This window comes from Pseudoalteromonas sp. PA2MD11, assembly GCF_017808125.1.
Taxonomy (GTDB): Bacteria; Pseudomonadota; Gammaproteobacteria; order Enterobacterales; family Alteromonadaceae; genus Pseudoalteromonas; species Pseudoalteromonas simplex.
This window is the reverse complement of sequence record NZ_JADKNF010000015.1, coordinates 22,314-46,987: the sequence shown is the minus strand read 5'-3', so window position 1 is coordinate 46,987 and position 24,674 is coordinate 22,314. Positions and strand designations below refer to the sequence as shown.

The following is a 24,674-nucleotide window of genomic DNA, read 5'->3' as shown; positions in this document are numbered from 1 at the left end:
GATTAAAGTCGCATATAAATCATGAAAATTCATGACTTATACGCATACTTATTTATAACTTTGCTCACCCTAACTTTTTTCGAATGCATGCTCTCCGCTAATTTCGCTTGGCCAACCACATATTGCCCGCGCTGTTTGCATACCGGCCATTACAGCAGCCTCAACACAGCCAGCATTAACACCGGTTTTTATCCAATCGCCAGTGATGCGCAAATTGACAAACTGACTGCCATCTGTAGCTAGGCGGTATTTACTTGTATCAACCACAGATAAGACGTAGCGCTCACTGGGATCAACATTAACGCGCCAGTATTGTTGCTCGAGAGCAGGTAAAATGCTGTGCGGATCACTGTAAAAAACCTGCCAATCAAATTTGTTATCAATATAGGCTTGAGGCCAAAGTGGCCGCATATCTGCACTAAACAAATTATGCATATTTGATTTTACTTCGGCTTTCATTTGCTCTGGGAATTGATGAGCACTGGCAGGTGGATAGTTTTCGCAGCTAAATGCACTGCAAAAATAGGCAATGTTCACGGGCGCATTTTCACTTGGCCAATCTTCTTTATCGAGCAAGTTGCCCATTGCCGCCCAGGTATCAAACGGCTCAACAAAGCCACTTAAAATAGGTCCTTCATGAGCGGCATTGGTTTGCGTAAAGCCAAGTTGTTGGTCGGTTTTATTCAACCATACTTGGCAAGCCTGAGTCGCTACACTTTGTACTTTTGTAGCTTGTTGTGAGAGCGCGTAATCTATAGCTAAAAGTTCAGGGGCCACGTGTTCAAGTGAGGCAACCGATACACCTAAAATAAGTGTGTCAAAATCAATACCATGGCGAAGTGTCACTGTTGGCAATGGGGTACCAAAGTGCTCTTGATACACCTCAGGCCAATTACTCCAAAATGACTCTAAATTGATTTGATATTCTTGTAATAAGTGCGCTTGTTCAGAGCTGATTTGCTCATACAGAGGCTCACTTGGCCAGCATGGCAGCTGTTTTACATCAATGAGCGGGTCATAATCTTGGCCAACTAAACTCACCTGTTGACAAAGCTCAATTTCACTTACCAGCTGTTCACCTTGGTCAGTTTGCCCTGCAGCTAAGTTAGTTAACTGATGGAAAAACTTAAACTTAACGCCGCGCTGCTTTAAAAGTTCATAAATTGGCCCAAAAATGACATCGCCCATCCCAGCTTGCATTTTCCACATCACGCCGCCTTTATAACAAAGACCTATACGTAACATGGCAAGGGCGGCAACGCCTGCTTCAACATTGGGTTTATTAAAGTCACCTTTAGGGTATGCGAACACCAAATCATAAAAGCCACGCACTGGCGCTGAATCGACACTGTAAGTTTTGTTAGCACCATTTTTTTCGAGCCACTGACGAAAGTCGTAGCAATTAATGACACCAAAACCGTCGCGATATACTTTGTCTTTAATCAACCCGGTGAGCATTGCAATCGCAAGATCGGCACAAATATAAAGTCTGCGCAGTTCTGGGTTGTCATCGAGCAAATCAATAACTTGGTCTTTAAACCAACGTTTTAACTTTCTGACGATGTACCAAATCACCAGTCGATCGGCCTGTTTATCTGTATGAGTGGCCTGCTTTTCGGTGAACTGCAGCAAATGAGTTATCAATGTTCGTGGGTTCGAGGCAATTTCAGTTGCGCCTGCTTCAATATCATCAATAAACTGCTTTGCGCCATTTAAATGGGTATCAATGTCTGCTTTGATTTCTTGGTACATGTGGTTGAGTAACGATTGATCCCGTGACTTTTTTGTCACTAAAGTGGTTTTAGCATCTTGCTGCTGACAAACATGCTCAATGCCTTCGGTCCATTTTTTTAGCCATGCTAATGTCATGGTGACAAAGTCCCACACTGTTATATCTAGGCTGCCATCAGCGGGGTTCCCTTCAACGGTAGGAAAATCTATCGGCCAAGTTTGCCATTCGTTATCAATAAACTCTTGTAAAGCAATAAAACTGTGTGGTTTAAATGCCTGCTGCCAAGTAGCCAATGAACAACTAGCTGGTCGATTGAGTGCGTTATACACCCCTTCTAAGGTGCGAAAGCTATTTACGTAGGCACCAAACCAAACATGTAAACCATGTTCTTCAATTCGCTGTCCAAAATGGGCGTTTCGGCCACTCGCCCCTTTACCACCAAGGCGCCACCCCTGTTGATAAATGGTAATCTCGCGCTGGCTTTGCCAATTAGCTTGCTCGGTTAAATACACTGCCGCGGTCATCGCTGCAACACCGCCACCGACAATGGTAATTTTTTCTTTTTCCATGGTTACCCCTGTACCGGTAACAGTTGTGTTGCGCCAAGCTGGTCAAAGTCCATATTGACGTAAAAGGGTAAATGAACCGCTTGTTTGCCAAGTGCAATGCCAAACATGTCATTCAGAGGAAAGCTCGCAAGGGCTTTTACATCCAAACTAAAATCATTGTGTAAAAGTTTTAATTGGTGAATTTTTTTGATTAACGATGGTGAGTGAACCACGCTTTGATAAACGGCTTTATCTCCTTGGCCATCGGGAAATTGTTTAAACAAAATCTGATCCATCTGCGGATGAATAAACCCGTCTAATAATTGTTTAAGAAGTGATAAATCAATGCCTTGAATTTGCGCATCAAATAAATCTGTCACGTGTTTAGAAAAATGCGATAAGTTATCGAGTAGGTTTTCCTTCGTGCTTGCCTGCGTTTGCTCAATGGTTAATAGCTCATGCATCGCTAATTTAGAGTCTGGGTTAAACACATCAAAACATTCTAAAGAAATGCTAAAGGCGCCCGCATCACTCACAGTCGCAGGCATTTGATATTCACAGAGGTATTTATTATAACCCCAGGCTTCTCGGCCATTAATTAAAGCATAAATGTTATTGACGCTAATAAATGCCGGATACCAATATAAATGACTAATGTCACCACCTTGCATTTTTGCGACTGGGAGCCAAATAATAATATCGGTTTCTTGCATCCAGCCATGATCTGAAAAAGGTGGCGTTAACGAAGAGATTTTTTCGATATCAGTGAAGGTAAGTAAACAATTACTCCCTAACACATTAAACGAGGTTGATTCGGTTGCTAGTAAATTTAAAGTTGCATCAACATACTGCTGCATTTTTTGCTCACACCCTGCAACAAAAAATCCGTACATTTGCGCATTGATCATTCGACAAGGTGGTTTAGCAACCGGGTTAGATAAGAAATGGCTGTAATTTGCTTGGTCCGTCATAGTTATTACTTATATTATTGTTTAGTAATGACTATAGACTAGTTTTTAATGGTTGGTGGTAACTTCTAGATGACAACTTTCTTTTAACAGTTGTTCTGTAAATTGCTGATAGCCAAACTGATTAAAATTTTCAGATAACGGATTCATAAAACCATGACCAAAGTCGGCTATTTCACAGCTCACCTTTGCTTTGCTTTTTAATGAAGCAACCACAGGCTTAATATCAAAATGCTCTTCACTGTGAGGAAAAATAAATCGACAAGGGACGTTAGCCTCAAGCTCAAGATGATGCCTGACTTGGGATGGATAAAAGGCAATAATTTTTTTAATGAATGAATTTTTTAACTCTGCTTGAGCTCGCCAAACGGCAGCAGCGCCTGCACTAAATGCAATAATCGTGGTTGGCTGACGAATAGTAGCCATTTTTAAATGTACTTTTTCAAAATAACTATCATGGCCGCATTGTGTTAAGAAATGCTGGTATTGAAACTGCTCATTTATAGGGAGCTGAATTTCTCCTTGGTAAGGGTCGCAAAGACTCACCTTACCTCGAAGCTGCTGGGCAAGCAGCGATAAATGCGCTGTTTTACCAAATATATCTGACACCAAAAGGTAATTCATAAGCATACTTCTTATTGTTATTTTGTGCCTAATCACAATACGCCTGTTTCTGTTAAACATCCAGAGATTATTTTTGATGTTTAAAAAATAAACCTTGCGCTTAGTTAATTCTTACAGTAATCTACTTGTCTGGTTTTTAGAAACCACGCGGTTAACCCCTTACCTTGATCCAGTAATTCCCGCATATTCGTATAAATACTTGCAACTTGTTTGCTAAATGACATTTTGATGAATTTTCAAATCATCACCAAACTGTCACAAACTTAGTCAACACTGTTAGCAAGACAACAAATGTCGGTCTGTATTTTTAAATGCCTTTTAAAGCTCTACAGACACTGACAAAAGAAAGAGTGAGTTTTATTATGTCATATAAATACAACGGATCTTTGATCCAGATCGCACATCCAGTGCAATCAATCTCGGTAAATAAACAGCGTGTAATTTTTAGTGACACGCAGGGCTTAAAAAATGCCATCTTCCAAAAGGCCAGTGATGCACGCCAATTTGTGAAGTGGTTAAAAGCCAACTAAACCCTACCGATAAACGCCAGCCAACAAGCTGGCGTTTTAGTTTTCACCACCAGCCTGCATATAGCTAAATTCCTGCTACACTTATATTTTAAGCCCACAAATAGGTAGTAAAAATGCGTTTTACGTGCTCTATTTTACTATTACTTTTCTGCCTCCCCGTTGCGGCAACTAAGCAACCGAAGTCAATCGAATGGATCATGGTTGATTTTGCTCCCTACTACATCATGAATGACAAATATGAAGGAACTGGTCGTGACGAAAGTGTGATCAAATTACTAGAGCAATTTCTGCCAGAGGTTTCATTTAAACGCACCCTATTGCCAGCCAGTCGCGCCGTGCATGAACTATCAAACCCACACAACAATTACTGTATGCTGTCGTTATATCAAAGCGAGCACCGTAAGCAGCATATTCAGTTTACAGAGCACACTTCAACAGTGGGTTTATCACCCTCCATTGCCATACGTAAAGAGTTAGCCACAAAACTTAAGTTAGACGTGACAAAACCCGTGTCTTTAAAATCGTTATTAAACGAAAAACACTTGGCATTAGGGGTATCAATGAGCCGCTCGTTTGGCGCCGATATAGATAGCGTGATTAACGAAAGCCATGACGCTAATATTATCTCACGCCCCGGCAGAGATACACTCGCAAGCTTAACTTATATGCTGCATAAGAAGCGCATTGATATATTACTTGGCTACCCAAGCGAGCATTACTATTTAGCGCACTCTATGGGCTTTGAAGATGACTTAACTCAACTATCACTTACTGAAGCACCAGTGCTAAGCGTTGGTTATATAGGTTGTACAAACAACGAACAAGGTAAAGAAACAGCAAAATTATTAGATGAAACCCTTGAAAAAATAGCGCATACAGATGCTTTTCATGATGTTTTAGTTCGCTGGTTACCCGATAATTTAAAGCCAATTTTAGAAAAGAGATTAAAAGATAGAAACGAAAGTGCCGCTCATTAAGCGGCACTTTTAAGTTTACCAACCCACATAGTTATGCGGATTGGCAGTCGTTTTATGGTACTTACTTACGCACACCTTCAATGAATAAACCAATATCAACATGCGTAGAAGCAGGGCCAAGATTGTAGTCGATACCATAGTCAGCTAATTTTAGGCTTGTTTCACCTTCAAAACCAACACGGTATCCACCCCATGGATCTTTACCTTCACCAATTTTATCAATTTCAAAAGTAATGGTTTTAGTGACACCATTTAAGGTAAATTCACCAGTAACATCTGCTTCGTCACCGTCTTCATCAAACTTGATTGAGGTACTTTTAAATGTTGCAGTTGGGTATTTATCAACATTTAAGAAGTCTTTACCGCGTAAGTGCTTGTCACGCTCAGCATGGTTTGAGTCGATGCTTTTAGTATCAATTGTTACATTGATTTTAGATGCATTAGGCGCTTTATCGTCATAGCTAAAATCACCTGAGAAAGTATTAAAACGACCATGTAACCAGCTGTAACCTAAGTGCTTAATTTTAAAAGTTACAAATGCGTGTGCACCGTCTGTATCAATAACGTAGTCAGCTGCATTTGCGTTAGCTGTTGAGAAAAGTGCAGCACTTAGTGCTGTGCCTAATAGTAATTTTTTCATATTAATCATCCTTCAATGGTTTGATCATTCTAATTAAGGTTTTATCTTTATCGATAAAATGATGTTTTAGTGCCCCTATAGCATGTAAAACAACCACAGCTATTAGCCCATACGCGGCATAAAAGTGAATTTTACCTGCAATATCTTCTTGGTTCGCGACCGACTCTGGTAATGCCGGTACAGCAAATAAATTAAATACTTCAATTGCACGGCCATCAGCCGTAGAGATTAAATAGCCTGATGTCACAATGACGATTAAAGCTAAATAAATTAGTTTATGAACTGAGTGAGCAACTAGATTCATTGCTTTTGAACTACCTGCAACAGGCTCAGGTTGGGTGCCTAACAATCGCCAACCAAAACGAAACAACAGTAATGCCGCTAAGGTAATGCCAACGCTTTTATGTAAGTCCATAGAGCCTTTGTACCATGCGTCGTAATAGGTTAGCTCAACCATATATACGCCTAAGCCAAACAAACCAAACACTCCAAGTGCCATTAACCAGTGCACTAAGATGGCCACCCAGCCATAACTTGACTTTGAATTCTTTAACATACTCATTTCCCATGAGAATCGTGAAACTAGGTACAGCTTAGCTTAGGATTGATGTAATGAAAATAGCGTAAAACGAACAGCTTCTGTGCGTATATGCACACCCAGTCAAAGGAGAAAGGTGAAAGTAGTAAGGGGAAAGTGGAAAGGAAAAAGACAGAAGGTGCTAGGTGCTAGGTGCTAGGTGCTAGCAATATTATGAATACTCGTTGATAAAAGCGTCTAATTCTTAACGTGATAAATTTTGAGTTTTACGCACAACCGTTTAATCACTCAACCCAATAAACTCAGCCGATTTCAAAAGAAGTAACACCGAAAATACGGTTTAATGGCAAGTTCGGACATTCACCGGTATACATTCTGGCGGTTTCGAACGACACCTGCATGTTGTACTTCTGTGCTAAAGCAACAGCAGCTTGGTTAATTTCTGGTGTATCAAGGAAAATAGCGTCGGATGCACTCGCTTTAGATTTTAAAGCAAGGAACAAAGATTCAGCCAATTCTGGTGAGTCGGCAAATAAGGGGCCAACTTTAAAGCCGTTCTGGCACTTGCGAATTACGCCGTATCCTGCCAGTTCCCCATTGTGCATTACGCCCAGAGCGTTGCACTGGGGTTGGCTTGACCATGCTTTGGTAAAGTTTGCTCTATTTACTGGGAAAAAAGCCTGTTCATATGCGTCAATAATTTCGAATGGCACAGTATTAAGATCAACAATGTCTGCATTTTGCGGTGAATTACCACCACCTATTCCTGCAAAACGGATATTGCGATAAGCCAGATTAAAACCAGATTTTTTGTAGTTCTCTTGCTGCTCCACCACACCATCAAGGCCAATATTCAACCCTTCAAGGCGCTTTAACGCGGCATTCCAAATTTGTATTCCGTAGCCTTTGCCTCGGTAATCAGGTTTAACAATGTAGAAGCCAATAAAGCCAAATACATCGTGGTAATTAATGGCAGAAATTGTAGCAATAGGTTCATCGTCTAGAAAACCAACCAGAAACCCTTCAGGATCAGCTGCAAAATAACACTCTGCATCATTAAGGCCTGGATTCCAACCTTCTGCTGCAGCCCAATCAATCATGAGTTCGACTTCCTTCTTGGTCATGGTTTTGATTGTAAAATGTTTACTTTGCATCTGCTTTCCTTATATTTTTCAGTCTACTCTGACAGCTAACTTAAAACTTACTGCTTAAAACCATTAACTTCTAGCTATTCGCTTTCTTCCACCAAACCAACATAAATCTGGCTATTGGCATCTACCTGAAAGCAGCTGATCAGGTTTTCTTTCACCAGCTCTAACATGGCGATAAAGCTTACTACAACACCACTTCTGCCCTCTTCTACCGTAAAAAGAGTATTAAAAGGCAACTGTGATTGAGCCTCTGAGAGTTTATCTAAGATTAAGCTCATCCGTTCACGGGTTGATAAAGCCTCTGCGGTAATATGATGGTGTTCAAATGTTTTGGCTCGGGCCATAACGTCGCTTAGTGCAACTAACAAGTCTTTCATGTCAACGTCAGGTAACAGTACCTCACGCTCACTGAATTCTGGCACCAGTGCTTCGGCAACAAAAATATCGCGGCCTTCGCGAGGAATTTCATCAAGATTTTCGGCGGCTTTTTTAAATTGTTCGTATTCTTGTAAACGTCTGACAAGCTCAGCTCGTGGGTCTTCTTCCTCTTCAATCTCTTCATGTTTTGGTAATAATAATCGTGATTTAATTTGTGCTAATAGCGCCGCCATCACAAGGTATTCACCTGCCAGCTCAAGCTGAAACTCGCTCATCATTTCAACATAACTCACGTATTGCTCAGTAATACTAAAAATAGAGAGCTCTAGCACATCGAGTTTATGTTTTTTGATTAAGTACAGAAGTAAATCGAGAGGACCTTCAAAGGTTTCTAAAATGATCTCTAGCGCATCGGGGGGAATATATAAATCTTCAGGTTTATCAACCACTGCTTTGCCATGCAAAAAAGCCAGTGGCAGCTTTTGCTGTACTGGCTCTTGTAAATTATCTGGCGCGTCAAGCTCTGGGCTAGTCAATGAAGTCTCTACTCAAATGGTTTAGTATCACCACAACCCACACGTAAGATTTCGATGCTATCATCCGACAAGTCAATTACTGTGGTTGCCTGTTCAGGAAGATAACCACCATGAATAATTAAATCAACTTGCTTTTCAATGCGATCGCGAATTTCATCAGGATCTGCCTCGGTATATTGCTCACCCGGTAAAATTAAAGAGCACGACATTAACGGTTCACCTAATTCAGCCAATAAAGCACAGGTGATTGGGTGTTCGATAACACGAATACCAATGGTTTTTTTCTTTTCGTTTAATAAACGCTTTGGTACTTCTTTAGTGCCTTTAAAGATGAACGTATAAGGCCCAGGGGTGTTATTTTTAATCAATCTGAATAACTGATTATCGACGCGAGCATAGGTAGATAGTTCCGATAAGTCACGGCAGACCAAAGTAAAGTTATGGTGTTTTTCAATACCACGAATACGTTCAATGCGCTCTTTTGCTTGCTTATTACCAATGCTACAGCCAAGTGCGTAACCCGAATCGGTTGGGTATACAATAACACCGCCCTGCTTGATAATATCAACCGCTTGGCTGATTAAGCGTGGTTGCGGATTATCTGGATGAATATGAAAAAACTGACTCATTACACGCTCCTATTGCCCTTCCCATGCTTGCCAAACCCCTTGGCAATCTTTTGGTAAGTATAAATTTTTACCTAACTCCAACCAACTGGTCGGAAAATGAAAATCTGACCCTTGTGACGCAAGTAAGCCATATTCACGACTCAGTTCACCTAAAAACTGGCGCTCACTGGGTGCTTGCTGTGGTTGTGCAACTTCCATCGCATCGCCACCTGCGTCTTTAAACTCAATAATTAACTTACGTAGCCACTTGTTAGACATTTGATAACGCCCAGGATGAGCAAGAACGGCAACCCCACCGGCTTGGTGAATGGCAGCAATTGCTGTTTGCATATCACACCAACTACTTGGTACATAGCCTGTTTTTCCTCGCCCTAAGTACTTTTTAAATACCCCAGGAAAGTTTTTAGCAACACCACGCTCAATCAGCGCTCGGGCAAAATGCGCGCGTGTGATCTGGGCGTTTTCAGCAAATGTCCTTGCTTGGTCATAAATGCCTTCAAAACCATTTTTCGCAAGGCGACGACCTATCTCTAAAGCGCGCTCTTCACGCTTACCTTGTTGCGCTTGTAATAATGACAACAGTGCGTCATTTTCGTCATCAACATTTAAGCCAACAATATGAATTTCAAAGCTTTCCCATTTTGTTGATACTTCAACGCCAGCAATTAATTTAAGCGGTAAATTATCATTTGTAATGACTTGGCGAGCAGGTTTTATCGCACTTAACGTGTCGTGATCGGTAATTGCAAACACATCTATGTTTTTCTCAACCGCGCGGTGTAACAATTGCTCGACTGATAGCTGACCATCTGAGTATGTGGTGTGGCTATGTAAATCGTATTTTATCAAAGGGAAAGACTGCTTTACGTAAGTTCTTGAATCAATGATGTGAGTATAACAAAAATTTACTGCGAGAGCGTGATTATCTTATATAGCTGTGTGTTTTACCCTCATAAATGGGCAATTGCGATGGGTAAATGCCGAACTCGTACTAATATGTAAATTAATACTTGACAGTATCCGCTTAGGTACGCTTTACTGTATGCACTTTCAGACACGTTAAATAAGCAATAACAATGAACAAAACAATTCAAATCACAATTTGGTGGTGGCACTCGTAACTAGCGGGTGACGAATTGTCGTGTCTAACGATTTCAAAACCCGCTCATATAGCGGGTTTTTTTATATCTAAATTTTAAGGTTTTATAATGAATTACATAGCAACTCTTACACATCATTGGTGGTGGCGCCTGGCTTAGCGGGACGGTAAGGGTCTATCTAATTTATAGGCATCTTTATACGAACCCCGCCAAGCATCGCTTCGCGGGGTTTTGTTTTTTAAAGAGTTTTTGGGAATGAGGGAGAATGAGGTTTGATTTTTAGTCATATAACAACGACACCGGGTGAAGTAACCAGTATCACTCAAGTGCGCGACTACATCAGTAGCCCACTTGCGTTATACAGTTTACTCGATAAGCCTAATTCACTGCTGTTAGAGTCTGCTGAAATTGATTCTAAAGACAGTGTAAAAAGTCTAATTTTGGTTGACTCAGCGCTACGTATTGTTTGCCAAGGCAAACAGGTCACACTCACTGCACAGTCAAATAATGGCAAGCAATTACTGCCTTATTTACAAACTCATGTGCAAAACTGCTCTGCAGAGCTTGTAGAAGATACATTAACGTTAACCTACAACGAGGTAGCAAGCGACATTGATGAAGCCAGTAAATTAGTAGCAGATAACGCATTTAGCGCGCTACGTAGCTGTATTAACAGTATTAAAAGCACCACAGATAACCCATTTTCTGTGTTCTTAGGCGGTGTATTTGCCTACGACATGGTTGCTAATTTCGAAACTCTTTCTGATGTGCCTGACGGCGAAAACAGCTGCCCAGATTATGTTTTCTACCTCGCCGAAACGTTAGTTGTCATCGACCATCAAGCAAAAACAACCGAGCTAATTGGCAACGTATTTAACGGCCCTGAAGTCCATGCAAACTGCTTTGAGGTTGGTCAACAGTTAGAGCGTTTAAATGCCGTATGTGACAATGCACAAAGCTACCAAGGGCAAAAGCAAACAGGCTCAAACCCAATTTCTGTTGATGTTAGCGACGAGCAATACTGCGAACATGTCATCAAGTTAAAAAATAACATCGTTGATGGCGATATATTCCAAGTTGTGCCATCACGTACTTTTTCTCTCGCCTGCCCTGACTCACTTCATGCTTACAGCCAATTAAAACTACAAAACCCAAGCCCATATATGTTTTACATGCGCGATGAAGAGTTCGTGTTATTCGGCGCATCACCCGAGTCAGCCCTCAAATATTGCGCAGAGAGTAAACAAGTTGAGGTATACCCTATTGCCGGCACTCGCCCTCGTGGCAAGTTTGCTAATGGGCAAATTAATCCAGACCTAGACAGCCGCATTGAGCTTGAACTTCGCAACGACCAAAAAGAACGTGCCGAGCACCTTATGTTAGTTGATTTAGCAAGAAATGATGTAGCCCGTATTAGCGTACCAGGCACACGTCACGCTAAAGAGTTATTAAAAGTAGACCGCTACTCACAAGTGATGCATTTAGTTTCACGCGTGGTGGGTACTTTAAAACCTGAACTCGATGCGCTACATGCTTACCAAGCTTGTATGAACATGGGCACCTTAGTGGGTGCACCTAAAGTACGCGCTGCTGAGTTAGTTCGTCAAACCGAACAAAAACGCCGCGGCAGCTATGGAGGTGCAGTGGGTTATTTAACGGGCGATGGCGCCATGGATAGCTGCATTGTTATTCGCTCTGCCTTTGTTAAAAACGGCACGGCCTACGTGCAAGCAGGTGCAGGTGTGGTGTTTGATTCAGATCCACAATCAGAGGCCAATGAAACCCGCGCAAAAGCACAAGCTGTGATCACTGCGATTCAATCGACTTACGAGGCACAATAATGACGACAACATCAGCCTATAAAATCTACTTTTTAGATAACTTTGATTCATTTAGTTATAACTTAGTCGATGAACTTTCTATGTTAGGGTGCCAGTTAGTGGTATACCGTAATAACATCAGTGCACAAAGCATCTTTGACAAAATGAGCCAAGAGACAGTGCCTGTATTATTAGTACTTTCACCTGGCCCTGGCGCACCATCTGATGCGGGTTGTTTAATGGAGCTCATTGAACTGTGTAAAGGTCGCTTCCCTATGCTGGGTATCTGTTTAGGGCAGCAAGCACTAACACAAAGCTACGGTGGGGTTATTGGTCATGCAGGCGAAACTGTGCACGGCAAGTCATCAATTATTTCGTTGACTGAGCAACCAGTATTCGCGGGTATGGGCGATAAAATGCCGGTTGCTCGTTATCATTCATTAATGGCAACCAAAGTCCCTGATGACGTTGAAGTAATTGCTTGTTATGAAAATATTCCGATGGCAATTTACCATCAACAAGATAATGCCCTTGGCTATCAGTTTCATCCTGAATCAATTTTAACGCCAAATGGCGCATTGCTATTACAACAAAGCATTGAATTTTTAACCGCACGCGTGCAGTAGAGGAATAACATGGAAGCAACAACTCAAACCCAGTTAAACCAATTATTAGCAAAGCAAGATTTATCATTTTCGCAAGCAACTCAATTGTTTGACGCCATCATGAATGGCCAGCTTAATGATATTGAATTAACGGCTGCACTTATCGCCCTAAAACTAAAAGGCGAAACAAGTGATGAAATTGCCGGTGCTGCGGCATCAATGCGCGCCAATGCAGTGCCATTTCAAACCAGCAAAACCTTACTTGCTGATAGCTGTGGTACCGGTGGCGATGGCTCAAACACAATTAATATTAGTACCACGGCTGCTATTGTTGCTGCCGCTGCGGGCATCAACATGGTCAAACATGGTAATCGCAGTGTGTCGAGTAACTCGGGCTCTGCAGATTTACTTAAAGCCTTGGGTATCAATATCGATATGAGCCCTGAGCAAGCTGCCCATTGTTTAGACAATACCGGCTTTACATTTTTATTTGCACCGCATTATCACAGTGGTGTACGCCATGCGATGGGCGTGCGTACGGCCCTTAAAAGCCGCACAATTTTTAATATCCTAGGGCCACTGGCGAACCCTGCTGCCCCTGAGGTGCAATTGCTTGGTGTTTATGACCCTTCGCTGTGTTTACCAATGGCCGAAACCCTAAAAACCCTTGGCACAAAACGCGCTATGGTGGTTCACGGTGCAGGCACTGACGAAATTGCCTTACACGGAACAACCAAAGTGGTTGAACTTAATAACGGTGAACTGAGTGAATACACGCTAACAGCGAGCGATTTTGGTCTTGCAAACTATTCACTTGAACAACTAGCAGGCCAAGGCCCAGAATATAACGCAAAAGCAAGCTTAGCGATTTTACAAGGTCAAGGTGAAATGGCGCATAACGCAGCCATTATAGCCAACGTTGCCGCTCTTCTTTATTTAACCGATAAAGCAAGTGATTTAAAAGCAGCCGCAGATCAAGTAAGCGAATTATTAGCATCAGGCAAAGCGATGGACACATTGAACGCAATTATTGAGGTAAGTCATGGCTAACGTGTTAGACAAAATTGTTGCCGACAAACGTATTGAATTAGAACAAAGAAAAGCACAGCGCCCGCTTGAGTCATTCATTAGCGAGGTTGTGCCAACCAAGCGAGACTTTGAAGGCGCATTAGCAGCAACCGGTACACAGTTTATTTTAGAATGTAAAAAGGCCTCACCGTCAAAAGGACTTATTCGCGAACCATTTAATTTAGACGAAATTACATCGGTTTATAAAAAGTACGCAACCTGTATGAGCGTACTAACAGATGAAAAATATTTCCAAGGCAGCTATCAGTACCTTGAGTATGTGCGCAGCCAAGTTGAACAGCCGCTTATTTGTAAAGACTTCTTTATTGATGAGTACCAAGTATATTTAGCACGCTTATCTGGTGGTGATGCCATTTTATTAATGCTCTCAGTCCTTGATGACGAGCAATATTTAGCGCTTCATAAAGTGGCTGACTCTTTAAACATGTCAGTACTGACAGAAGTCAGTAATGAGCAAGAAGTAAGCCGTGCTCTGGCACTTAATGCCAGCCTAATTGGTATTAATAACCGCGACCTTCGTGATTTAAGCACTGATCTTGCAACAACTGAGCGTTTACGTCAGCTTATCCCAAATGACAAAGTGGTAATTTCAGAGTCGGGCATTTATACCCATAAAGATGTAAAACGCCTTGCACCATTGTGCGATGGCTTTTTAATTGGCAGCTCATTAATGGCTGAGCGCGACTTAGAAGCCGCATGCCGTAAAGTCATTTTAGGTGAGAACAAAGTGTGCGGTTTAACCCGTTTACAAGATGCGATGGCAGCCTACGCCAGTGGTGCTGTGTATGGTGGCTTAATTTTTTATCCTAAGTCACCGCGTTATGTCGATATCGACTGTGCCAAGCAAGTTACGCAAAGTGCCCCGCTCGCGTATGTGGGTGTGTTTGTCAATGCACCTCTAGAACAAGTGGTCGATTATGCACAAAGCTTAAAATTAGCTGCAGTGCAATTACATGGCGATGAGAATAACGAGTATATTCAAAGTCTCAGAAAGCAATTACCGCTTGGCTGTGAAATTTGGAAAGCCCAAGCCGTTAAAGGCGAATTACCCAAACCGCTTGAAGGGGTTGACCGCCATTTGTACGACACTTACAGCAAAAGCCAAAAAGGCGGCACAGGCGAAGCATTTGATTGGTCTGTGCTTGAGACGGCAACCGTGCCGTTTATGTTAGCCGGGGGTTTAAACCCAGAAAATATTCACGCAGCGCTTTATCGCGGTGCTAATGGTCTTGACCTAAATTCTGGCGTTGAAGCGTCAGCGGGTAAAAAGTGCCAAACAAAATTACAAAATGCGTTTTCGCATATCAGAAATTATTGAGGTTAGAATGCAAAATCCAGCTTATTTCGGTGAATTCGGTGGTATGTTTGTACCACAGCTGCTTGTGCCAGCACTCAAGCAACTAGAAGCAGAGTTTAATAAATCGCAAAACGATCCTGCTTTTCAGGCTGAGTTTGAAAAACTATTAAATGAGTACGCAGGTCGCCCTACACCATTAACACTGACACGTAACTTAGTTAAAAATCCTAAGGTAAAACTGTATTTAAAGCGTGAAGATTTACTCCATGGTGGTGCGCACAAAACCAATCAAGTACTTGGTCAAGCACTCCTTACCAAACGTATGGGTAAAAAAGAAGTCATTGCAGAAACAGGTGCCGGCCAACACGGTGTTGCAACGGCCCTAGCCTGTGCCCTACTAGGCTTAAAATGCCGTATTTACATGGGTGCAAAAGACGTTGAACGTCAGCAACCAAATGTATTTCGTATGAAACTAATGGGCGCAGAGGTTATTCCTGTCACAGCAGGCTCTGGTACCTTAAAAGATGCCGTAAACGAAGCCCTTCGTGACTGGTCAGCAAATTACAAAGATGCTCACTACTTACTAGGCACTGCAGCAGGCCCTCACCCATTCCCAACCATGGTGCGTGAGTTCCAAAAAATGATTGGTGAAGAAGCAAAACAACAAGTACTGAAAGCTGAAGGCCGCTTACCGGATGCTGTGCTTGCTTGCGTGGGTGGTGGCTCTAACGCGATAGGTATGTTCACAGACTTTATTGATGAGCCAAGCGTAAAATTAATTGGTGTAGAGCCAGCTGGTAAAGGCTTAGATACCCACCAGCATGGTGCAACCTTATGTAAAGGCACAAAAGGCATTTTACACGGTACCTATACCTATATTATGCAAGATGATGATGGTCAAATTGAAGAGTCTTACTCTGTATCAGCAGGCCTTGATTACCCTGCTGTTGGTCCACAGCATGCGCACTTACATGAAACTGGCCGTGCAGAGTACGTAGGTATTACCGATACTGAAGCACTTGAAGCATTCCAACTACTGGCTAAGAACGAAGGGATTATTCCAGCGCTTGAATCAAGCCATGCCCTCGCATATGCCCTTAAATATGCCGAGCAACAAACCGAAGACACCATTTTAGTGGTTAACCTAAGCGGTCGAGGCGATAAAGATTTAGCTCACGTACACAGTGTTTTATCAGAAGGAGGCGCACTATGAGCCAGACTAACCGTTACGGACAACTGTTCGCCACATTAAATGAAACAAACCAAGGTGCTTTTGTACCCTTTGTTACGATTGGCGATCCTAATAAAGAACTGAGCGTAGAAATCATCAAAAGTTTAATTGATGGCGGCGCCGATGCCCTTGAGCTAGGGATTCCATTTTCAGATCCGATTGCAGATGGCCCAGTGATCCAAGCGGCCAACATTCGTGCACTTGATGAAAACATCAATACCCAAGATTGCTTCGATATCATCAAGCAAGTGCGCCAGTACAATGCCGATATTCCAATTGGCCTGTTATTGTATTCAAACTTAGTGTTTAAACGTGGCATTGAGAAGTTTTATCAAGATGCTAAAGAAGCCGGTGTCGATTCAATTTTAGTGGCTGACGTGCCGCTACATGAATCAAAGCTATTTCGCCAAACAGCAATGAAAAATGGCATCGACCCAATTTTTATTGCTACACCGAATGCTGATGATGACACTTTACGAGAGTGTGCGTCATATGGCCGTGGTTACACATACCTTCTTTCACGCGCAGGTGTGACAGGCACAGAAACCAAGGCACAAATGCCAGCAGACTCATTAGTTAAAAAACTAAAAGATTACCATGCTGCACCGGCATTATTAGGCTTTGGTGTATCAACACCGGAAGATGTTAAATCAGCACTCGATTCAGGAGCCGCTGGTGCGATTTCAGGCTCTGCGGTTGTTAAAATTATCGAGGCAAACCTTGATGATCAAGCAGCAATGCTAACTGGTTTAAAAGAGTTTGTAGCTAGTATGAAAGCAGCTACAAAGTAAGTTTGTTTTTATTACTTAAAAAAGGGCCATGTAGGCCCTTTTTTGTGCTTAACAATCTATGATTAATGATGGCGGTGCACACCCTCTTTAATCTCTTCGATAAACTTACGATTAAAGGCTTCCAGGTCGGCTGGACTCCGGCTTGTAACTATGCCCTCATCAACACACACCTCTTGATCAACCCAATTAGCTCCTGCATTGATTAAATCAGTTTTAATACTTGGGTATGAGGTTACTTTGCGGTCGCGTAGTTTATTAATTTCGGCTAATAACCATGGACCGTGGCAAATCGCGGCGATGGGCTTGTTTTTACCGGCACTGAAAAAACCATCAACAAATGCTTTTGCTTCGCTATTTTGACGTAACGTATCTGGGTTGAATAAGCCACCAGGAAGCAGTAACGCGTAATACTCTGCAGAGTCTGCTTCACTAACTACACGGTCAACACTGACTCGCTCCCCCCATTGGTTTTCATCCCATGCGGTGATATCGCCACGCTCAAGTGACACAACTTCGACAAGTGCACCCGCTTCTAATAATGCGCTTCGTGGTGACAATAGCTCGCTTTGCTCAAAACCATTGGTTGCAAGAATGGCAATCTTTTTACCATTCAGTTGGCTATTTAAATTTGACATGTTATCTCCTTATTTAGGTAAACCTAAACGATTAACAGCAGACAACATGCCAAACTTAATAGATTGAAAATATTGAATAAATTTCAGGTATTCTATTTATGCTCTGTAAATACTACAACAGCTTTGCAAATCCTGCTTATAAACCGTCTTTGAGTGCTTTAGCAGGTTTAAAAACTGGCTTGTTAGCGCCTTCTATTTCAATTTCTTCACCGGTTTGTGGGTTGCGTCCTTTGCGTGCTGGGTAATAACTCAGAGCAAACGTACCAAAGCCATTAATTTGCACTTGATCGCCCTCAGAAAGAGACTTTTCGATAGCATTTAACATGCTGGTTAAGGCAGCTTGAGTGTCTTTTTTTGTTAATTCACTGTGGGCAGCCATTTGCGATACTAACGCGGCTTTATTCATAAAAGTGCTCCAAAATACGCCGCTTAATCATCTGAGGTTAAGCGGAAAAAGATAAGGTAAAACAACCTAAACGCAGGTTTAGGCCAGATTGGCTCGGGAGGCTAAGCTTTCAGGGCTGCTAAGTCAACCTTGTATCTTGCACGATAACTTGATACAACCCAGTATCTTTTTAAATTAGAGCATTTGTAAATTTATGCATGCGATTATTGAATACATCCCGCTGATTTTATTTTTTGCGGTTTTCAAGTTAGTTGATATTTATTGGGCAACAGCCTTGCTGATGCTAACCACCTTAATTCAAGTTGCTTACTGTTATTTTAAAGATGGTAAAGTGCCAACCCGTCACTGGGTGTTTTTTGCCATAGCGGTGGTGTTAGGTACCCTCACCTTAGTGTTCCACGACGAGCAGTTCGTAAAATGGAAAGCCACCATTGTGTATGCCATTTTCAGTGTTACTTTGCTGGTAAGCCGCTATGTACTCGGCAAAAACTTAGTGAAAAAAGCACTAAGCTCGATTTTAGAAAATGCCTCTGAGAGTAAGCAAGAAATCAATGTACCTGAAGCGCTATGGAATAAGCTTAACCTGTTTTGGGTTGCGGTGACTGCTGGTATCTCGGCGCTGAATATCTACATTGCCTATAACTTCTCGCTCGATTTTTGGGTTAACTTTAAAGTGTTTGGCTTAATGGGCATTACCTTTGTTTGCGTGTTAGCAACGATCATCACCCTATTCAAATACTTACCAGAAGATGACGAAGAGAAAGATCCAAAGCAATCTTAATGTCATAAATCTGTCGTCTTAGCTTGTTAGCGTAAGCAAAAAACACGCTGAGACGACATTGAACGCTAACCAATACCGCTGGCTTGAATTTACCCTCATATTTGTTTCTCTGCCGCTATTAGGCTTTTTTCTTCGTGCCTATCTCGCTAACTGGCTTATTCCTGCCCTTATTATTTTAATGGCCGTGTGCGGCATGTTGCTTTTATCTGATCCCCATTTTAAACGCTTTCGTTTAACAAGCCTTGGGCAATTTAGTGCGGTAAAACGTCGCTTATTTAGTTTCTTCTTTTTAGGGGCGCTATTCTCTGGAATGTTTTACGGGATTATGAATCAAGAAAACTGGTTTTCACTGCCACGAAACTCATTTAACGATTGGCTAATGTTGTTATTGCTCTACCCTATTTTATCGGTGATGCCGCAAGAACTTATTTTTAGAACCTACTTTTTCCATCGCTACAAACGCATTATGCCAAGTAAAACGGTGCGTATTATTGTCAGCGCATCGGTGTTTGCGTTGGCGCATATTGTCTATGCGAATGTTTTGGCTGTACTGTTGGCTTTTTTAGGGGGGCTGCTGTTTTCTTACACCTATGCGCAAAGCCGCTCAACCTTCGTGTGTGTGATTGAACACAGTTTATGGGGACTTTGGATGTTTACCCTTGGCTTGGGTGATGTGCTCGATGCGGGGGCCTTTTAATTTAATAGGCATAAAAAAGCCGCGCAAAGTGCGCGGCTAAGTATTGAACTGGTCTTTAAAATCCGAAAATACTAAATGCAAAAAACTTAGTCGCCACCGTATTTACAAAAATTAGTAATAAAATGGCAGGGATAAACGTTGATAGTGAGAAGTTCACATACTTCTCTGTGAAGCTGCCAATATAGCCTTCACAGCCTTGGCTTAGCTCTGCCGACAAGTTTGCTTTTTTCCAACGATACATAACGAATAAACACACCATTAAACCGTTAAGCGGTAAAATTGTGTCGTAAAACACATCATAAACAATATCAAATAAGCTCTTATCTGCACCGCCATAGCTAACAAACTTTGTAAGCGAGTCAACCATACCAAATGACATTGTACACAGCACAGTTAAAACACCTGTAGATAAAGTTAAGATAGCCAGTGCTTTTTTACGGCTAATGCCTTTGCGGTCGCTTAAAGTCGCTGTTGGCACCTCTACAATTGATACAAGTGACGTAATTGCAGCAAAAAAGACAAGTAAGAAGAATACAAACGCAACAATTGATGCACCCACGTAGCCAATATCAGCTTGTAACGCTAATAAAATTTTTGGTAGGTAGACAAAAATCATCGATACTGACGAATCTGATAAATTACTAGGGTCAGTATCTGGGTTAAAACTGAAAATAGCTGGAAGCACCATTAGACCAGCAATGAATGCCACCATCGAGTCAGTGACTGCAACCATTTTTGCACTACCAACAATGTCATCTTTCTTAGAAATATACGATGCATAGGTCATTAAGATACCCATACCCAGTGACAACGAGAAAAACGCTTGAGCTAATGCACCATTTAATACGCTGGCATCCATTTTTGAAAAGTCAGGAACAACATAGTACTTAACACCGGCCATTGCGTTATCAAGAGTTAGTACGTATACAACCAACGCGGTGAGTAGTACAAATAAAGCTGGCATCATAAACTTAGCCGCTTTTTCAATACCTTCTTTAACACCGCCCACTAAAATCAAGTTAACGATGATGGCAACCACGGCCATATAACCAAACACGGTGTAGCTATTGATAAAGGTGCCAAAATTATCCGGCTGCGCTAAGGCATCTAGATTACCAAAAGCGGTTTGCGATAAATAACCGAAAATCCATACCGTGATCACCATGTAAAAAACAGCAATCATAAATGGCGTTAATACAGCTAAAAAGCCAGCAAAGTTCCATTTTGGATCATTACCCGCTAAAAATTTGTATGAACCTAGTGGATCTTTTTGCGCTTTACGACCCATGGCCATTTCAGCCATCATCACTGGCAAACAGATAAAAATGACAAACAATGCATAGACTAAAAGGAAAGCACCACCGCCGTTTTTTGTGGCTGAAACAGGAAAACCTACTAAGTTTCCGATACCTACAGCAGAACCGGCTGCCGCTAAAATAAAACCGAGGCGGGAGCTAAAATGCTCGCGTTTTTCGCTCATTTAAAAACCTTATTATTATTTTCTCAACCCAGCGACTCTACCAGTGTTACACCGCGTATTTCAAGCTTTATAAGTTAAAGTTATATGGGTTTGTGTAAAGATTATTACGCGAATAATCTCTCGTCTATTGCTAAGAATATGCTACTATTTTTTAAAAATAACATTGAGAACACACCATGCTGTATATGATTTATTCAACGGATGTTGAAAATAGTTTAGAAGCTCGCAAATCTGCACGTCCTGCTCACTTAGCACGCCTTCAAGAATTAGACGATCAAAACCGTTTATTTACGGCAGGCCCATTGCCAGCCATTGACAGTGAAGATCCAGCTGACGCTGGTTTTACTGGTTCATTAGTGGTTGCTGAGTTTGAGTCGTTAGAAGCAGCACGTGAATGGGCTGCAAACGATCCGTATATTGCGGCGGGTGTTTACGACAACTCAGTCGTAAAACCATTTAAGAAAGTATTTGGTTAACCTCTGAACTTAACTGAACCAATAATTCAGTGTTTGTTCACGGCTTATTAACTAAGATTTGGCTATTGAATTACAGAATTTAACGTAATTACTTGAATTTTAGTTAATTGGTTAATTAAACTAAATGGGTCTGGTTTAGGAGTTCCCCGTCATGCGCATATTATTAGCCTTCAGTTTTAGTCTTTTATTTGCATTATCAAGCTTTCATGCTGATGCCAATAAGAAACAAGCCCAAGAGGTGACTAAAAAGCAGGCTGTGACGATCGCCAAAAAGTCTGAAGACGGCCGAACCCTAAAAATCACAGAGCAAGATAAAGTATTTACCGTAAGAATTTTAAAAACGAACGGCCACGTGGTTGATGTCCATGTGAACAAAAAGACTGGCGAAGTGAAAAAGGATTAAGAATGCGAATTTTAGTTATTGAAGATGATTTACACTTAGCAGATAACCTTCGTAATGCCCTAGAAAAAGAGCGTTACAGCGTTGACCTTTGTCACGATGGTGAAGCTGGTTTATTCCATATTACCGAATACCCGCTAGATATGGCGGTAGTCGATTTAGGCTTACCTAAAGTTGATGGTATTGAACTAATTACCAAAGCACGCGCACAAGGTATTACCATTCCTATTTTGATTTTAACGGCACGTGACCGTTGGCAAGATAAAGTAGAAGGCTTAGATGCTGGTGCAGATGACTACCTAACTAAACCTTTCCACGTTGAAGAGCTAATTGCCCGCTGTAATGCGCTTATCCGCCGTAGCGCCGGTAAAGCAAACCCAGAAATGACAGCTGGCCCTATTAAAATTCATACTCGCTCACAGCAAGTATGGGTTAACGATAAAGAACTTAGCTTAACGGCATACGAATACAAAGTTTTAGAATACCTAATGGTTAATCCACAAAAGGTAATTTCTAAATCTGAACTCACAGAGCACATTTACGACCAAGACTTTGACCTTGATTCAAACGTAATCGAAGTTTTCGTATTGCGTTTACGTAAGAAGCTTGACCCTGATGGTACCCTTAACCCAGTTGAAACATTACGCGGCCGTGGTTATAGGCTTAAAAGTCAGTGGTAGCATCGCAAATACCGCTTAAAGTAAGACAAGGATTTATCCTTGTCTTTGTTTTATTAGTCGCCCTACCAATTCTGTTTTTCTCAATTGGTAAGGCTTACTACGCCTCTTTGGTCGAAGCGACCGAAAAAACCCTCGAAGCTCACTTATATTCATTAATTTCTGAAGTTGATTTCACTGAACGTGGCATTGTTATGCCTAGCACCATCTTAACGCCAGAGCTAAATCGATTAAACTCAGATACCTACGCGATGGTTTATCGCGGTGACTTACCAGTTTGGTATTCTGAATCGGCTACTAATATCAATTTTATTCCTGATAACTTTGAAGCCCCAGCTGGCTCTGCGGATTTTCGTCGGGTTGAATACAACAATACCGTATATTGGCAATTAACCCTTACCGTTATTTTAGAAAACATTGACCAATCAGAGCATGCACGTTTTATCCTATTAAAGCGTAATGATGCCCTACTGAGGTTGATGGATGGCTTTAAACAGACACTCGTAAATTGGATGTATGTCATGGGAGTGTCCATTGCTGCATTCATGGCGATTGGTTTTGTTTGGAGTGCAAGACCATTGCAACGACTCGATAAAGAAATTAAAGCCATTGAGTCGGGTGATAACCAACAAATTAAAGGTCTTTACCCGGTTGAACTACAAACTATTAAAGCCGATTTAAACTTATTGCTTGAATCGCAGCAACGCCAAAAAGAGCGTTACCGTGCTTCGTTGAGCGACCTTGCTCATGCATTAAAAACGCCTTTGGCAGTGCTTAAATCAAGCCCTTTAGCCAATGATGCGGATGCACAAGAGCAGCTAGACCGAATTAATGTGATGATCGAACACCAGTTAAAGCGCGCTGCAACAGGTGCGTCTGACACCTGGAAGAAACAAACTCATATCAAGCCTGTTATTGATTCAATCCTAAGCGCGATGAGCAAGGTTTATCGCGACAAAGATATTATTTTTACCTCTGAGGTTAGTGAAAAAGACTATTTCTTAGGTGATAAAACAGATTTGATGGAACTACTTGGTAATTTAATCGATAATGCCTGTAAAGCTTGCCGTTCACAGGTCGATATAAAGGTTAAGCAGAACAAAAAGTTAACCCTCAGTATAAGTGATGATGGCCCAGGTGTCCCTGAGCACAAGCGTGAATCATTACTGACTCGCGGTACCAGACTCGATACCTATGAAAGTGGCCACGGTGTCGGCATGGCTATCGTGTCGGATTTAGTCAACTCGTATAATGGCACCTTAACCATTAAAGATGCAGAGAAACTAGCCGGTGCTGAGTTTATATTAGAGTTTAATTACCATGATAAAAAATAAAACATCAATACTCGTTAAGGGCAGCTTTCTAGCTTTAATTGTGAGTGCATCGCATGCTCAAGCAGAGCAAACGTGTGAGCTTGCTAGCAACAATACCGATGACACCAAACGCTATATTCAATGTCTTGATCAAGTTATCGCCGATCTGCAGCGCGACCAAAAGATGTGGATTAATAAGCTCACTATGGATCTTGAGAAAATCAAAGAAGATAGCGGTAACAGCCAATTGCTACCGATTTTTAATCGCAGCATCAAGAACCAGGAGCGTTATTTAGAAGACAGCTGTCGTTGGCGTTATCTACAAAAAATGCCAAATAGTACGAAAGCCGCTATTGCCTACAAACAATGTGAAATTGAGATCCTAAAAAACCATGTGCAGGTTTTACAGCGACCTCTAAAGTAATAGCAACTCAAACAGTTTGAGAAGTAAAAAGGCGCTTAAGCGCCTTTTTATACCAATTCGCTTAATTAAGTGGTCTATTTTGAGGCAAGAAAACCTCGTTGATAGCAAGGCAAAAATTTCGTTATTTAGTTGTTCTAAATCAGAAATTTTTAACGCAGATAGCGACAGGTTTAATCCCTCAAAATGATTAAGTATTATTGC

At 41.6% G+C, this 24,674-nt stretch carries 27 protein-coding genes; 15 read left to right on the top strand and 12 right to left on the bottom strand.

Annotation, left to right across the window (positions count from 1 at the left end; all coding sequences use genetic code 11):
- Positions 1-69 precede the first annotated feature (69 nt).
- The 3 genes from ISP07_RS15595 to ISP07_RS15585 are packed head-to-tail and all read right to left on the bottom strand — an operon-like array spanning position 70 to position 3,872.
- A complete protein-coding gene (locus ISP07_RS15595) occupies positions 70-2,301 on the bottom strand; it encodes an NAD(P)-binding protein (protein WP_209328152.1) in 2,232 nt (743 codons plus the stop codon).
- A 2-nt stretch (positions 2,302-2,303) separates the two neighbouring features.
- Positions 2,304-3,251, bottom strand: a complete 948-nt coding sequence (locus tag ISP07_RS15590) for an acetoacetate decarboxylase (RefSeq protein ID WP_209328151.1) — start codon at positions 3,249-3,251, stop codon at positions 2,304-2,306.
- Between the two features lie 45 nt (positions 3,252-3,296).
- Positions 3,297-3,872 carry a hypothetical protein gene (locus tag ISP07_RS15585; protein ID WP_209328150.1) on the bottom strand — a complete coding sequence of 192 codons (576 nt, stop codon included), beginning with the start codon at positions 3,870-3,872 and terminating at the stop codon, positions 3,297-3,299.
- Positions 3,873-4,234: 362 nt separating this feature from the next.
- Here ISP07_RS15585 and ISP07_RS15580 point away from each other — a divergent pair, with 362 nt between their 5' ends.
- Both ISP07_RS15580 and ISP07_RS15575 read left to right on the top strand, forming a co-directional pair.
- Positions 4,235-4,402: a hypothetical protein gene (locus ISP07_RS15580; RefSeq protein WP_165381452.1), complete on the top strand. Its 168-nt coding sequence runs from the start codon at positions 4,235-4,237 to the stop codon at positions 4,400-4,402.
- A 113-nt stretch (positions 4,403-4,515) separates the two neighbouring features.
- Complete coding sequence (locus ISP07_RS15575; RefSeq protein WP_209328149.1) at positions 4,516-5,379, top strand: hypothetical protein; 864 nt, start codon at positions 4,516-4,518, stop codon at positions 5,377-5,379.
- Between the two features lie 61 nt (positions 5,380-5,440).
- Here the strand turns inward: ISP07_RS15575 and ISP07_RS15570 are convergent, their stop codons facing one another.
- The 6 genes from ISP07_RS15570 to rnm all read right to left on the bottom strand — a co-directional run bounded on the left by ISP07_RS15570 (position 5,441) and on the right by rnm (position 10,100).
- On the bottom strand, positions 5,441-6,019 hold the full coding sequence (locus ISP07_RS15570; protein WP_054552925.1) for a YceI family protein: 579 nt from the start codon (positions 6,017-6,019) through the stop codon (positions 5,441-5,443).
- A 1-nt stretch (position 6,020) separates the two neighbouring features.
- Positions 6,021-6,575, bottom strand: a complete 555-nt coding sequence (locus tag ISP07_RS15565) for a cytochrome b (RefSeq protein ID WP_209328148.1) — start codon at positions 6,573-6,575, stop codon at positions 6,021-6,023.
- A 284-nt stretch (positions 6,576-6,859) separates the two neighbouring features.
- Positions 6,860-7,711 carry a GNAT family N-acetyltransferase gene (locus ISP07_RS15560; protein WP_209328147.1) on the bottom strand — a complete coding sequence of 284 codons (852 nt, stop codon included), beginning with the start codon at positions 7,709-7,711 and terminating at the stop codon, positions 6,860-6,862.
- Positions 7,712-7,785: 74 nt separating this feature from the next.
- On the bottom strand, positions 7,786-8,622 hold the full coding sequence (locus ISP07_RS15555; RefSeq protein ID WP_209328146.1) for a segregation and condensation protein A: 837 nt from the start codon (positions 8,620-8,622) through the stop codon (positions 7,786-7,788).
- Positions 8,623-8,630: 8 nt separating this feature from the next.
- Complete coding sequence (locus ISP07_RS15550; protein ID WP_063704570.1) at positions 8,631-9,251, bottom strand: L-threonylcarbamoyladenylate synthase; 621 nt, start codon at positions 9,249-9,251, stop codon at positions 8,631-8,633.
- Between the two features lie 9 nt (positions 9,252-9,260).
- Positions 9,261-10,100 carry an RNase RNM gene (rnm, locus tag ISP07_RS15545; protein ID WP_209328145.1) on the bottom strand — a complete coding sequence of 280 codons (840 nt, stop codon included), beginning with the start codon at positions 10,098-10,100 and terminating at the stop codon, positions 9,261-9,263.
- Positions 10,101-10,623: 523 nt separating this feature from the next.
- On the opposite strand from rnm, the gene ISP07_RS15540 reads away from it, so the two are divergent.
- The 6 genes from ISP07_RS15540 to trpA are packed head-to-tail and all read left to right on the top strand — an operon-like array spanning position 10,624 to position 17,184.
- Positions 10,624-12,192 carry an anthranilate synthase component 1 gene (locus ISP07_RS15540; RefSeq protein WP_062565124.1) on the top strand — a complete coding sequence of 523 codons (1,569 nt, stop codon included), beginning with the start codon at positions 10,624-10,626 and terminating at the stop codon, positions 12,190-12,192.
- A complete protein-coding gene (locus ISP07_RS15535; RefSeq protein WP_209328144.1) occupies positions 12,192-12,797 on the top strand; it encodes an aminodeoxychorismate/anthranilate synthase component II in 606 nt (201 codons plus the stop codon). Before ISP07_RS15540 ends, ISP07_RS15535 begins: the two co-directional genes overlap by 1 nt.
- 9 nt (positions 12,798-12,806) lie before the next feature.
- Positions 12,807-13,826, top strand: a complete 1,020-nt coding sequence (trpD, locus tag ISP07_RS15530; protein ID WP_209328143.1) for an anthranilate phosphoribosyltransferase — start codon at positions 12,807-12,809, stop codon at positions 13,824-13,826.
- Complete coding sequence (trpCF, locus tag ISP07_RS15525) at positions 13,819-15,183, top strand: bifunctional indole-3-glycerol-phosphate synthase TrpC/phosphoribosylanthranilate isomerase TrpF (RefSeq protein WP_209328142.1); 1,365 nt, start codon at positions 13,819-13,821, stop codon at positions 15,181-15,183. The genes trpD and trpCF overlap by 8 nt, the downstream gene beginning before the upstream one ends.
- A gap of 7 nt (positions 15,184-15,190) precedes the next feature.
- Positions 15,191-16,375, top strand: a complete 1,185-nt coding sequence (gene trpB / locus ISP07_RS15520) for a tryptophan synthase subunit beta (RefSeq protein ID WP_138619900.1) — start codon at positions 15,191-15,193, stop codon at positions 16,373-16,375.
- The gene (gene trpA, locus ISP07_RS15515; RefSeq protein WP_209328141.1) at positions 16,372-17,184 is read left to right on the top strand and encodes a tryptophan synthase subunit alpha; all 813 of its coding nucleotides are present in this window, start codon (positions 16,372-16,374) and stop codon (positions 17,182-17,184) included. Before trpB ends, trpA begins: the two co-directional genes overlap by 4 nt.
- Before the next feature lie 62 nt (positions 17,185-17,246).
- Here trpA and ISP07_RS15510 read toward each other — a convergent pair whose 3' ends face one another.
- Positions 17,247-17,819, bottom strand: coding sequence for a type 1 glutamine amidotransferase domain-containing protein (locus ISP07_RS15510; RefSeq protein ID WP_209328140.1), 573 nt, complete (start codon positions 17,817-17,819; stop codon positions 17,247-17,249).
- A 136-nt stretch (positions 17,820-17,955) separates the two neighbouring features.
- The gene (locus tag ISP07_RS15505; RefSeq protein WP_054561225.1) at positions 17,956-18,225 is read right to left on the bottom strand and encodes an HU family DNA-binding protein; all 270 of its coding nucleotides are present in this window, start codon (positions 18,223-18,225) and stop codon (positions 17,956-17,958) included.
- A 193-nt stretch (positions 18,226-18,418) separates the two neighbouring features.
- Here ISP07_RS15505 and ISP07_RS15500 point away from each other — a divergent pair, with 193 nt between their 5' ends.
- Positions 18,419-19,006, top strand: coding sequence for an inner membrane-spanning protein YciB (locus ISP07_RS15500; protein WP_054561224.1), 588 nt, complete (start codon positions 18,419-18,421; stop codon positions 19,004-19,006).
- 58 nt (positions 19,007-19,064) lie between these two features.
- Positions 19,065-19,703, top strand: coding sequence for a type II CAAX prenyl endopeptidase Rce1 family protein (locus ISP07_RS15495; RefSeq protein ID WP_054552911.1), 639 nt, complete (start codon positions 19,065-19,067; stop codon positions 19,701-19,703).
- A gap of 55 nt (positions 19,704-19,758) precedes the next feature.
- Here ISP07_RS15495 and ISP07_RS15490 read toward each other — a convergent pair whose 3' ends face one another.
- Positions 19,759-21,183, bottom strand: coding sequence for a sodium-dependent transporter (locus ISP07_RS15490; protein ID WP_054552910.1), 1,425 nt, complete (start codon positions 21,181-21,183; stop codon positions 19,759-19,761).
- A 176-nt stretch (positions 21,184-21,359) separates the two neighbouring features.
- Between ISP07_RS15490 and ISP07_RS15485 the strand changes: the two genes are divergently transcribed.
- The 5 genes from ISP07_RS15485 to ISP07_RS15465 all read left to right on the top strand — a co-directional run bounded on the left by ISP07_RS15485 (position 21,360) and on the right by ISP07_RS15465 (position 24,473).
- Entirely contained in the window at positions 21,360-21,659 is a 300-nt protein-coding gene (locus tag ISP07_RS15485; RefSeq protein ID WP_054552909.1) for a YciI family protein, read from the top strand.
- 151 nt (positions 21,660-21,810) lie between these two features.
- Positions 21,811-22,062, top strand: coding sequence for a PepSY domain-containing protein (locus ISP07_RS15480; protein WP_054552908.1), 252 nt, complete (start codon positions 21,811-21,813; stop codon positions 22,060-22,062).
- Positions 22,063-22,064: 2 nt separating this feature from the next.
- On the top strand, positions 22,065-22,739 hold the full coding sequence (locus tag ISP07_RS15475) for a response regulator transcription factor (protein WP_054552907.1): 675 nt from the start codon (positions 22,065-22,067) through the stop codon (positions 22,737-22,739).
- Positions 22,733-24,070: an ATP-binding protein gene (locus ISP07_RS15470; RefSeq protein WP_209328139.1), complete on the top strand. Its 1,338-nt coding sequence runs from the start codon at positions 22,733-22,735 to the stop codon at positions 24,068-24,070. Before ISP07_RS15475 ends, ISP07_RS15470 begins: the two co-directional genes overlap by 7 nt.
- Complete coding sequence (locus tag ISP07_RS15465) at positions 24,057-24,473, top strand: hypothetical protein (protein ID WP_209328138.1); 417 nt, start codon at positions 24,057-24,059, stop codon at positions 24,471-24,473. The genes ISP07_RS15470 and ISP07_RS15465 overlap by 14 nt, the downstream gene beginning before the upstream one ends.
- Positions 24,474-24,674 lie beyond the last annotated feature (201 nt).